Genomic DNA, 11658 nt, shown 5'->3' with positions numbered 1-11658 from the left:
GCTGCGACAATTCACCCATGACTGCCCTAGCCTGGAACGACGAGTTGGTGCTGCAACAACCGCACATCGACGCCGATCACGAAGAGTTTGTGCGCCTGCTCAACGCGCTCGCGGACGCGGCCGCAGCGGCCGACGGCGAGGGCGCCTTGCCCGCTTTTGACGCGCTGCACGCGCACGTTCAGGCTCACTTCGCGCGCGAAGAGGGCTTCATGGCCGCCACGGGCTTTTCTGCGGACAACTGCCACACCAAGCAGCACCGCATGGTGCTGGACCTGATGCGCGACGTACGCAGTTGCGCCGTGGAGCGTCAGGAATGGGAGCCCATGCGCCATCTGGCGCCCGCCCTGGCCGAGTGGCTGCCCCAGCACGCCGACATGATGGACGCCGCCCTGGTGTTCACAATGAAAAACCTGGGTTTCGACCCGGACCACCCCACGCCGGTGGCCCCCGCCCCGGCCGAGGCCGATGCCGGCTGCGGCAGCGTGGGCTGCAACTGACGGTCAGCCGGGCGTCGCCGCCGACGGACCGCTGACCACGCTCAAGCCTTCCGGCAAGCCCTCACCGCTCGGGTGCAGGTCCGCCAGCGCCTGAACCGTCCACTTCCCGGCGTCCACCACGCCAACCCACCGGTTGCGGCCCCCTCGCTTCGCCTGATAGAGCGCGGCGTCCGCCAAATCCACCACCACGGTCCAGCCCGTAGTCCGTGGGTGGAGGGGCAGCAGCGGATAGCAGGCAAAGCCGATGGAACAGGTGCGCAACAGGGTGCGCCCCTGCGGCAACTCGAAGGGGCGCTCCGCCACCGCCCGGCGCGCCCGCTCAGCCAACTCGGCCGCGCTGTGTCGGTCGCTGGCCCGCGCCACCACCAAGAATTCTTCGCCGCCCCAGCGGACCAGGTAATCCGACTCGCGGAACACCTCCTGCAGACGCTCACGCATCTGAACCAGCACGGAGTCCCCGGCGGCGTGCCCGTGTTGGTCGTTGACCTGCTTGAAGTGGTCGATGTCGATCATGAAAAAGCACAAATCGGCGTCCGCGGCCGCACGCCCCTGGCGCAAGGCCTCTTCATGCTGGCGCAGCACCAAACGCAGGTCGTCGTCCAAACGCTCCATCAGGAAGCGGCGGTTGCGCAGCCCCGTGAGCGGGTCACTCATCGCCGCCTCTTCGAGGGCGCGGGTGGCAGCTTCCAGGGCTTCGGTGCGTTCCTTGACGCTCTGTTCCAGCACCCGTTGACGCCGGCGCAAGAGCACGGTGCGCACGTGCACGATGGCGGTGATGCCCAGCACCGCCAGCAGCCCCATCGCCAGCCGTGCCCAAAGGGTCTGCCACCAGGCCGGCAAGACTTCGACCTCGATGGTCAAAGCGTGCGGGCTCCATTGGCCATTGCGGTTGGTGCCTTGAATTTCGAGCACATAGCGGCCGGGGCTCAAGCCGCCGTAGCTCGCCCGGCGCTCCCCCGCGTCGGCCTTCAGCCACTCCGCGTCAACCCCCTGCATCCGATAGCGATACCGGTTGCGGCCCGGCAGGCTGAAGTCAATGGCACTGAATTCAACCTGGAAGCTGCGGTGGTTCGGTTGCAACTGCAGGCGGGGGCTCAAACTGCTCAGGGGGCGGGCAACGCCGTCCACCCACAGTTCGGTGGCCAGGACCTTGGGCTGGTACGCCCAGGGCGCGAACCGCAAGGGGTCCAGCACCATGAGGCCCCGGCTGCCGCCAAAGAGCATGCGGCCATCCTGCAATCCCACGTACGAACGGAACCAACCGGTTCCGATGTCCACCCCGTCGGCGGCGCTGAGTTCCACCACCCGGTGGTCGGCCGGGTCGAACATGCCGCGGTGCGTCCAAATACGCCCGCGGCCATCCTCCAGCAAGTTGGCACCAAACGACTGGCCATTCAGCCCTTGTTGCTGCTGGCTGTAGGACTCAAACCGCGCTTTTTCACCGCTCCATTCCACCAGCCGGTGTAACCCCGCCGAGGTGTCAATCCACAGGTGCTGGCGCGAATCCACCAGCAGGCCCAGGACCGTGGGGTCCTCCAGTTCAGCGCCCGGTTCCGCCACCACCTTGCGCAAAAACCGTTCCCCAGGCGCCCACTGGAAGAGCCCGCCTTCGCCCCCCACCCACATCTGGCCGTCGCCCGATTCCGCCAGCGCATTGATGTCCCCTTTGAGGACCTCCCCTTCACCCAGGCGGAGGCGCTCAAAGGCCTCCTGCCCGGGCCGCCTGCGGTAGACCCCGTCTTGCGTGCCCGCCCACACCGAGCCATCGGCACCGCCGCGCATGATGCGCACCCGCCCCTTACCCAACGCAAACACCCGCTGGAAGCGCCGGGAGGCGGCGTCGAACTGCACCACCTTGTCGTCCGCCGCCACCCAAACCTGGCCACGCCCGTCATAGGCAATCCCGCCCACGCGCCCACCCGGATAGCCGCCTTGTCCGCGGGGAATTTCTGCCACAACGGTCAGGTCGGGCCCCAGAACGGCCACCCCGCGTTCGTTGGTCCCGACCCAGATCTCGCCGCTGGGCAACTGAACCAGGCTGCGCGCATCGAGCACGCCCAGCACCGAGTCTTCGCGCGACTCAGCTCGACGCACCCAAATGGCATGCGTGTCGGCGGTGTGGCGCTGCAACCCGCCCCCATAGCTGCCGATCCAAAGCACCCCACTGTGGTCCAGGGTCATGGCCCGCACTTCGGACCCGGCGGGGCCCCAGGGCCGGTGCACACTGTGTCGCAGCAGTTGCAGGGCTTGGCCCGTGCTGCGCCGGCGAATTTCCACCCCGTTGCCGCGCCCCAGCCACATCTCGTCGTTGGCCATGTCTTGGAACACATGGACGGGGCCCGCGCCGCTGTCGCCGCGGTCCAACCACTCCACAGCACCGGCACTGCGTCGCAGCACCTCGCCCCGTTGCGTGCCGACCCACAAGCGCCCCTGCGGGTCCTGGTGCAACGCATTGATGTAGCGGCCTTTGAGTGCCAAATCGTCGTCCGGGCTCTCAAATCGCGCCCCGCCCGGCTTGCGAACAGCCAAGCCGCCCCAGGTGCCGGCCCAGACCTGCCCTTGCTTGTCCAACATCAGGGTTTGGATGCGGTCATCCGGCAAGCCTTGCTCCACCCCCCAACGCGTGGTGCGGAAATCGACGGGGTTGACCTCATACAGCCCCCCGCCCACCGTACCGGCCCAAATCTGCCCCTGGGCGTCTTCGAGCAGGGCACGAATCGTGCCGCGGAACGCCCGGCCCGATTCCTGCCCGCGGAGAAAGTGCCAGGTTTCGGCCACCGGGTCGTAGACCGCCAGCTCTTCGTTGTCGGTGCCCACCCACAGCCGGCCGTCCCGGCTGGCCATCAGGCTGCGAACAAAGGTGCCCACACTGCGCCGCCCCCGGGTGCTGGGCACGCTGATGGCCTTGAATTCGTAACCGTCGAACCGCACCAACCCCAGGGCGGAGCCGATCCACAGAAAGCCTTGGCGGTCCACCACCAAGGCCGACACCACCCCATCCGAGATGGACCCCGTGTCGCCCACCGCCTCAAAGCGCGGTTCGGCGAGCCCCGCGGCCGCAACCGGCAAGGCCCCCCCCGCAAGCCCTATCCACAGGGCCGCCAGCCATGCAAGCATGTCGCGGTTCATGGCACCAGCCTAGCGCAGGCCCGCCCCGCCGGCACTCGGGACTTTCGCCGTCCGGGGCCAATCTTGCGGATCAGGACTCGGGTTGCGGCCCAGAAACCACAGTCAACCCGTCGGGCAGCGTTTCGGCACTGAGATGCAACTCCGCCAAGGCGCTGGCGCTCCAGGCCCCGGCATCCACCACGCCGGCCCACTGATTGCGACCGCCCCGCTTGGCTTGATACAGCGCCGCATCGGCCAAATCCACCAGCAGGTTCCAGCCCGTGGCCCGCGGCTGGTCCGGCAACAAGGGGAAACAGGCGAAGCCAATCGAACAGGTGCGAACCAGGGTCCGTCCCTGGGGCAGCTCAAAGGGCCGGTCAGCCACAGCCCGCCGGGCCCGCTCGGCCAGCAAACTGGCGCTGCGCCGGTGGCTGGCCCGCGCCACGACCAGAAATTCTTCGCCCCCCCAGCGGACCAAGTAGTCCGACTCACGGAAGACCTCTTGCAACCGCTCCCGCATTTGTTTCAGGACCGAGTCCCCGGCCGCATGCCCGTGCTGGTCATTGACCTGCTTGAAATGGTCCACGTCAATCAGGAAGAAGAGCAAGTCCGCGTCTCGCGGTTGCTGCCCTTGGCGCTGCGCCTCTTCATACTGCCGCACGACCAAGTGCAAATCGTCGTCCAACCGTTCGGTCACAAAGCGGCGGTTGTGCAAGCCGGTGAGCGGATCGGTCTGCGCCGAGTTTTCCAGCGCCCGGGTTTTTTCCTGCAGCGCATCCGACAGCTCCCGCAGCGCCTGCGTGCGCTCCTGCACCCGGAACTCCAATTCGGCTTGGCGACGACGCAGCCACCGCGTGCGCAGTTGCACCACCAGCAAGAGCCCCCCCAGAACCAGCACGCCCCCGCCAAGGCGCGCCCACCAGGTCTGCCACCACGCCGGCCGCACCACGATGTCCAGCTTCAGTTCGTTGGGGCTCCAATCCCCCACACGGTTGCTGCCCTGCACCTCCAAGCGGTAGCGGCCCGGCGCCAAGCCGCCATAGGCCGCCTGCCGCGCCGTGGCGTCGGATTCCACCCAGTCCTTGTCCACGCCCAACAGGCGGTGTCGGTACCGGTTGCGCCGCGGGTGGCTCAAATCCATGGCGACAAAGTCCAGCACGAAACTGGTCTCGTCCGGCTCCAGCACCAGCTTGGTCTGCAGACGCGCCAAGGGCACGTCCTGACCGCGAATGCGCAGCCGGCTGGGCTGCACCGCGGGCTGAAACTGCCAGCGGCGATAGCGGGTGGGATCGACCACCAGCAGGCCCCGACTGCCCCCGAACAGCAGGCGTCCATCTTTAAGTTGCACGTAGGAGCGGAACCAGGCGTTGCCGTGGGCCGCCCCTTCCGCATCACGCAGCGGTTCAAACCGATTGATGGCGGGGTCGTACACGCCGCTTTGGGTCCAAATGCGGCCGCTGGCATCGGCCAACAGGTTGGCACCAAAACTGCCACCGTCCGCGCTGTTGGCGGCCTCCACCGGCAGCAGTTCAGCGCGCTCGCCCGTCCACCCGTGGAGGCGATGCAAGCCGGCCGGCAGATCGACCCACAACTGCTGGCTGGCATCAAAGAGCAGCCCCAGCACGTCCTGTCGCAGTTTGTCGCCGCCCGCCACCGCCTGTAACTCGCTTGAGCCAGGGGCCAGCGTGTGCAACCCCTGCTGCCCCCCGAGCCAAATGCGCCCGTCCAGGGCTTGGACCACCGCGTTCACCGTCCCGGACAAGGGCTTGCCGCCGCGCAGCGTCAAACGCTCAAACGCCTTAGCACCAGGGCGCAGTCGGTACACCCCATCGTGGGTGGCGGCCAGGGCCGTGCCATCCGCCTGGATCAGCAGGCGGCGCACCCAGACATTACCGAGCGAATAGACATGTTGCCAGCGCCCTTGCGCCCACACAAAAATACGCCCCTCGATCCCCACCCACACCCGGTGGTCGGGGCCAAGTGCAAGGGCCACCACGTCACGTTCAATGCGCTCGGGCAGGTTTTGGGTCCGGAGCACTCGGAGCTCAGAGTCCAGCACGGCTATGCCGCGCTCGGCGGTGCCCACCCAGATCTCACCATTGGGCAACTGCAGCAGGCTGCGTACATCGACGCGCCCCAGCACGCTCAGCTCCTTTTCATCGGCCTGACGCACCCAATAGGCCAAGTGATTGGGTAGGTGCCGTTGCAAGCCCCCCCCGAAACTGCCCACCCACAGCACACCGGCCGCGTCTCGCAACATGGCCCGCACATCGTTGCCCGCCAAACCATAGGGCCGAATGGCGCGCGGACGCAGCGCCTGCAATCGTCGACCGCTGCCCAGTTGTCGGATGTCCACCCCTTGGCCACGCGCCACCCAAATCTCGCCCGCGTCCATGACCGCAAACGCGGCCGGAGCCCCCAGCGGGGATTCGCCCCGATCCAGCCAGTCCAACTTGGCGCCCTCCGGCGTCCACCGCAGCAAGGCGCCCGCACGGGTACCGATCCACAGCCGCCCCAGCGGGTCCTCGAAGAGCGAGGTCACCGTTTCGCCCGGCAAGGACAAGGGGCCGGGGGCCGGCGCAAACCGCGGTTGCCCGGGCCCGAGGTAATCCAGCCCGGACCACGTCCCGGCCCACACGCCTTGGTTGCGATCGAAGAACAGGGATTGCACCCGCTCATCCCGCAAGCCCTGCCGCACTCCGTAGGCCTCCAACTGACCCGTCTGCGGGTCCAGTCGCTGAACGCCATTGCCCAGCGTGGCCACCCAGATGCGGCCCTGCGCGTCTTCTGCCAAGCCTCGAATCGAGCCCCGGACAAACGAGCCGGCTGGTGCGGGCGCATAAACCGTCCACCGCTCGGTCAAGGGGTCATAGGCGAACAGGCCTTGATGATCCGTGCCCACCCACAACTGGCCTGCACGCGACCACAAGAGCGAGCGCACGAATTGCCTGGAACCTGCCTGGGGGTCGATCGGCAGCTTCAGCGACTGCAGTTCGTGACCATCAAACCGGGCCACCCCCGCCGCGCTGGCAATCCACAGAAAGCCGCGGTGATCCGTGGCCAGCGCCGACACCACCACATGCCCGAGCTGCGTGGATTCCGCCACGCTCTCAAACAAGGGCTCGGCCAGAGCAGGCCGCTCAAACTCGGCACGGGCCAGCCCGCCGACCAGCAGGCCCCACAGCAACCCGCCCCAGAGCCCGAGTCGAACGGCCCAGCCGGCCGCGCACCGCAGCATCAGCGCAGCGCTTGGTTGAGGCGGTCCAGTTGCGCCGCGCCGGGGCAGAGCGCCGACTCGTCAAGCCGGTTCAGCGCCCCCGGCACCATCTTCAGTTGCTGGTGCAGGTTGCGCGCCTGCGGGTCCACGTAGAGCAGCCCGGTGGGCAGCTCGCCCTGGCCCTGCAGCGTTTGGATGGCGGTCATGGCCGCCAGGCGACTGGTGGCGTCGTGCCCTTCATGCAGCTTGCGCAGGCGCAGCGTCGTGCCATCGGCCTGGGCGAGATCAAAGGCTTGCCCCGGAGCGGGTGCCGCCGTTTGCTCCGGAGCCAGGTCGATGAAGTCAATGCGGTTCAGGGCGATGTTGTGCTCGCGCACATGGTCGTAGGAGCGCGTGCTGCCGGCGTGGTTGTTGAACGCGACGCAGGGGCTGATGACGTCGATGAAGGCCGCGCCGCCGTGGCGCATCGCGCCCTTGATCAAGGGCACGAGCTGGGCCTTGTCGCCGCTGAATCCGCGTGCCACATAGGTCGCCCCCAGCTGCAATGCCAAGCTCACCAAGTCAACCGGCGAATCGATGTTCATCGCGCCCTTTTTGCTCTGGCTGCCCTTGTCGGCCGTGGGCGAGAACTGGCCCTTGGTCAGGCCATAGACGCCGTTGTTCTCCACGATGTAGACCATGGGCACGCCGCGTCGCATGGCGTGGGCGAACTGCCCCAGGCCAATCGAAGCGGAGTCTCCATCCCCACTAACCCCCAGGTACAGCAGCTCGCGGTTGGCCAGCGAGGCGCCGGTCAAGCAGGAGGGCATGCGCCCGTGCACGCTGTTCAGCCCGTGGCTGGCGGAGAGGAAGTAGTCCGGCGTCTTGCTGGAGCAGCCGATGCCGCTGAGCTTGGCCACGCGGTGCGGTTCGATGTCCAGCTCCCAGCTGGCCTGGATGATGGCCGCGCTGATGCTGTCGTGCCCGCAGCCCGCACACAGCGTGGAGATGCGGCCCTCGTAGTCGCGCCGGGTGTAGCCGACCTTGTTCTTGGTCAGCGTCGGGTGGTGCAGAACGGGTTTGGCGATGTAGGTCATGCCTTCACTCCGATGGGGGCAACAGCCAATTCATGGACTTGCTTGGTGATGGCGGCCGCGATGAAACGGGCGGTGATGGGCGTGCCGTCGAAATGCAGCACCTTGCGCAAGCGCGCCGGGTCGATCTCGAGCTCGTTCACCAAGAGCGTGCGCAGCTGGCCGTCGCGGTTTTGCTCGACGACAAACACGCGGTCGTGCGCCAGGATGAAGTCCTTCACCGCGGTCGCAAAGGGGAAGCTGCGCACCCGCATCGCGTCCAGGTGGATGCCCTCCTCCGCCAGCGCCGCAAGCGCCTCGTCCATGGACGGCGCCGTGCTGCCAAAGTGAATCACCCCCAAGCGCGTGGGCTGGGCCGCCGGCTTGACGAGGGGCTGCGGGGCGATCTTGGCGGCGGTCTGGAACTTGCGCTGCAAACGGTCGGCGATGTAGTTGTAGTCGCTGCCCGCCTCGCTGTAGACCGCCTGGGCGTTGTGCGTGCTGCCTCGTGTGAAATAGCTGCCCAGCTTGGGGTGCGTGCCGGGCAGCGTGCGGTAGGGGATGGAATCGCCGTCCAAGTCCTTGTAACGCGCAAACTCCTTGCCCGCCTCCAAGTCGGCGGCGGAGAGCACCTTGCCACGGTCGTAGCGCCGCGCATCGTCCCAATGGAAGGGCTTGCACAGGCGCTGGTTCATGCCGATGTCCAGGTCGCTCATCACAAACACGGGGGTCTGCAAGCGGTCGGCCAGATCCAGTGCCGTGGCACTGAACTCAAAGCACTCGTGGGGGTCCTCGGGGAACAGCATCACGTGCTTGGTGTCGCCGTGGCTGGCGTAGGCGCAGGAGATCAGGTCCGACTGCTGGGTGCGCGTGGGCATGCCCGTGCTGGGGCCGCCGCGCTGCACATTGATGATGGTGAAGGGAATTTCCGCGAAGTAGCCAAACCCGAGGAACTCGGTCATCAGGCTCACGCCCGGGCCCGAGGTGGCGGTGAAGGCGCGCGCGCCGTTCCAGCCCGCGCCCAGGATCATGCCCACGGAGGCAATCTCGTCCTCAGCCTGAACGATGGCGTATTGGGCTTCGCCCTCCGGCGTGGTGCGGAATTTCTTGCAGTAGCTCTGGAAGCTTTCGGCCACCGAACTGGACGGGGTAATGGGGTACCAGCCACAGACCGTGGCACCGCCATAGACCATCCCTAAGGCACTGGCGGCATTGCCCTCGACGAAGATCTGGTTGCCCACCTTGTCGGCCCGCTTCACCTTGAGCCCCATCTGATGCTGGCCCAGGTGCTCGCGGGCAAAGCTGGCCCCCGCGTGCAGGGCCCGCACGTTGCCGTCCAAGAGTTTTTCCTTGCCCTTGTACTGCTCGGCAAAGAGCTGCTCGATGACACCCAGCTCCACACTCATCAACTCGGCCAGCGCGCCCAGCACCATGATGTTCTTGAACAGCGTGCGCTGACGGGCATCCTCGTAGGTGCCGTTGCAAATCGCGGTCACCGGCATGCCGATCACCGTGATGTCGCTACGCCCGCAATCGATGGCCTTGGTGCTGTCGTAGAACAGGTAGCCGCCGGGCTCGATCTCCTTGACGTCAGCCGCCCAGGTTTGCGGGTTCATGGCCACCATCATGTCGATGCCGCCGCGCCGGCCCAGCCAGCCGGCTTCGGTCACGCGCAGCTCGTACCAGGTGGGCATGCCCTGGATGTTGCTGGGGAAGATGTTGCGCGGCGCCACCGGCACGCCCATGCGCAGGATGGCGCGGGCAAACAGTTCGTTGGCCGAGGCCGACCCCGAGCCGTTGATGTTGGCGAACTTGATGACGAAATCGTTCGTCGCTTCGATGCGCTTCACTTCGCGCCTCCCAATTCAAAAGTGCCCCGGCAGGCCGGACCGGCCTTGGTGGTGAGCAGCGAGAACTTCTGCATGTCCCAGGCGCCCGTGGGGCAGCGCTCGGCGCACAGGCCGCAGTGCAGGCACACGTCTTCGTCCTTGACCATCACGCGCCCGGTCTTGAGCGACTCGCTGACCATCAAGCCCTGATCGGGGTGCAGGCGTGGCGCCCGCAACTCGAGCTCGGTCTCCGTCTCGGCATTGGCCGTGAAGCTGATGCAGTCGGTCGGGCAGATGTCCGCGCAGGCATCGCACTCGATGCACGTCTTGGCCGTGAACACCGTTTGCACATCGCAGTTCAGGCAGCGCTGAGCTTCCTTCAGCGCGGTCTTGGGGTCGAAGCCCAGTTCGACCTCGACCTTGATGCTCTTGAGCGCCGCTTCGGCCGCGGCCCAGGGCACCTTGTGCCGTGAATCGTTGACCGGTGCGTTGTCGTAGCTCCACTGGTGGATGCCCATTTTTTGGGACATCAGGTTCACGTGCGGCGGCGGACGCCGGGTCACGTCTTCGCCGTGCAGGAAGCGGTCAATGGACACCGCGGCCTCGTGGCCATGCGCCACCGCCGTGATGATGTTCTTGGGGCCGAAAGCGGCATCGCCGCCGAAGAACACGCGCGGCAGGGTGGACTGGTGCGTCACCGCGTCCAGCACCGGCAAGCCCCAGCGGTCAAACTCGAGCCCGATGTCGCGTTCGATCCAGGGGAAGGCGTTCTCCTGCCCCACGGCCACCAGCACCTCGTCGCAGGGCACGTCCACATCCGGCTGGCCGCTGGGCACCAAGCTGCGGCGACCGTTCTCGTAGACCGACTGGACCACCTCGAAGCGCATGCCCACCAGCACGCCGTTTTCGATCAAGAAGGCCTTGGGGGCGTGGCAGGGCAGGATGTCAATGCCCTCGTGCTCGGCGTCTTCCTTCTCCCAAGGTGAGGCCTTCATGTCCTCGTAGGTCGAGCGCACAAGCACCTTGACCGACTCCGCGCCCAGGCGTTTGGCCGAGCGGCAGCAATCCATGGCCGTGTTGCCCCCGCCGAGCACCAGCACCTTCTTGCCCACCTTCTCGACATGGCTGAAGCTCACCGAAGCCAGCCAGTCGATGCCGATGTGGATTTGACTCTTGGCGTCCCAGCGACCGGGCAGGTCCAGGTCGCGCCCGCGCGGCGCGCCGGTGCCAACAAAGATGGCATCCCAGTCCTCAGCCACCAAGGCTTTGAGCGAATCGATGCGCTGGCCACCGCGGAACTCCACGCCCAAGTGGGTGATGTAGCCCACCTCCTCGTCGATCACCGACTCGGGCAGGCGAAAACGCGGCACCTGGCTGCGCATGAAGCCGCCGGCTTTGACCTCGGCGTCAAACACCGTCACGGCGTAACCCTGCGTGGCGAGGTCTCGCGCCACGGTCAAGCTCGCCGGGCCGGCGCCCACGCAGGCCACTTTTTTGCCGTTGCGGGCCGTCTTGGGCAAGGGCACGGGCATCAGGGCCCGCACGGCGTCATCCTTCAGGTCGGCCGCCACTCGTTTCAGGCGGCAAATCGCCACCGGCTCGGGCTTGGCCAGGTTTTCCTCTTCGACGCGGCCGCGGCGGCACGCCGGTTCGCAGGGCCGGTCGCAGACACGGCCCAGGATGCCGGGGAAGACGTTGCTCACCCAGTTCACCATGTAGGCCTCGTCAAAACGCCCCTGGGCGATGAGTCGGATGTATTCAGGAACCGGGGTGTGGGCCGGGCAGGCCCACTGGCAATCCACGACCTTGTGGAAATAGGTCGGGTCGCTCACTTTGGTTGGCAGCACGCGTCGCTCCTGCGGCGTTTAGAGATAACCCCCTATTTCAGCAGCAAAGCGTGCCCTTCGCTTTGACCTTGATCTAGGGGTTACCAGAGCGTTACGTTCCGCCCCCCT

General features: G+C 66.8%; 6 protein-coding genes. 1 reads left to right on the top strand and 5 read right to left on the bottom strand.

What is annotated here, in order from left to right:
- The first annotated feature begins 17 nt into the window (after positions 1-17).
- Positions 18-497: a hemerythrin domain-containing protein gene (locus I7X43_RS05175; RefSeq protein WP_198099865.1), complete on the top strand. Its 480-nt coding sequence runs from the start codon at positions 18-20 to the stop codon at positions 495-497.
- Positions 498-500: 3 nt separating this feature from the next.
- Here the strand turns inward: I7X43_RS05175 and I7X43_RS05170 are convergent, their stop codons facing one another.
- The 5 genes from I7X43_RS05170 to I7X43_RS05150 form a co-directional block, all read right to left on the bottom strand.
- Positions 501-3626 (bottom strand): ligand-binding sensor domain-containing diguanylate cyclase, encoded by a 3126-nt coding sequence (locus I7X43_RS05170; RefSeq protein ID WP_198099864.1) that lies wholly within the window; start codon positions 3624-3626, stop codon positions 501-503.
- Between the two features lie 70 nt (positions 3627-3696).
- Positions 3697-6843, bottom strand: a complete 3147-nt coding sequence (locus I7X43_RS05165) for a ligand-binding sensor domain-containing diguanylate cyclase (RefSeq protein WP_198099863.1) — start codon at positions 6841-6843, stop codon at positions 3697-3699.
- Positions 6843-7898, bottom strand: a complete 1056-nt coding sequence (locus tag I7X43_RS05160; protein ID WP_198099862.1) for a 2-oxoacid:ferredoxin oxidoreductase subunit beta — start codon at positions 7896-7898, stop codon at positions 6843-6845. The genes I7X43_RS05165 and I7X43_RS05160 overlap by 1 nt, the downstream gene beginning before the upstream one ends.
- Positions 7895-9724 (bottom strand): 2-oxoacid:acceptor oxidoreductase subunit alpha, encoded by a 1830-nt coding sequence (locus I7X43_RS05155; RefSeq protein ID WP_198099861.1) that lies wholly within the window; start codon positions 9722-9724, stop codon positions 7895-7897. The genes I7X43_RS05160 and I7X43_RS05155 overlap by 4 nt, the downstream gene beginning before the upstream one ends.
- Positions 9721-11550: an FAD-dependent oxidoreductase gene (locus I7X43_RS05150; protein ID WP_198099860.1), complete on the bottom strand. Its 1830-nt coding sequence runs from the start codon at positions 11548-11550 to the stop codon at positions 9721-9723. The genes I7X43_RS05155 and I7X43_RS05150 overlap by 4 nt, the downstream gene beginning before the upstream one ends.
- Positions 11551-11658: the final 108 nt, after the last annotated feature.

It is taken from the genome of Inhella gelatinilytica, assembly GCF_016093295.1.
Classification (GTDB): Bacteria; Pseudomonadota; Gammaproteobacteria; order Burkholderiales; family Burkholderiaceae_C; genus Inhella; species Inhella gelatinilytica.
Note: the sequence above shows the minus strand (reverse complement) of the source record. Positions and strands in the feature narration are given on the sequence as shown.

Coding starts and splice junctions, on each gene's coding strand:
- I7X43_RS05175 (WP_198099865.1), top strand. CDS start 18: ATGACTGCCCTAGCCTGGAACGACGAGTTGGTGCTGCAACAACCGCAC.
- I7X43_RS05170 (WP_198099864.1), bottom strand. CDS start 3,626: ATGAACCGCGACATGCTTGCATGGCTGGCGGCCCTGTGGATAGGGCTT.
- I7X43_RS05165 (WP_198099863.1), bottom strand. CDS start 6,843: ATGCTGCGGTGCGCGGCCGGCTGGGCCGTTCGACTCGGGCTCTGGGGC.
- I7X43_RS05160 (WP_198099862.1), bottom strand. CDS start 7,898: ATGACCTACATCGCCAAACCCGTTCTGCACCACCCGACGCTGACCAAG.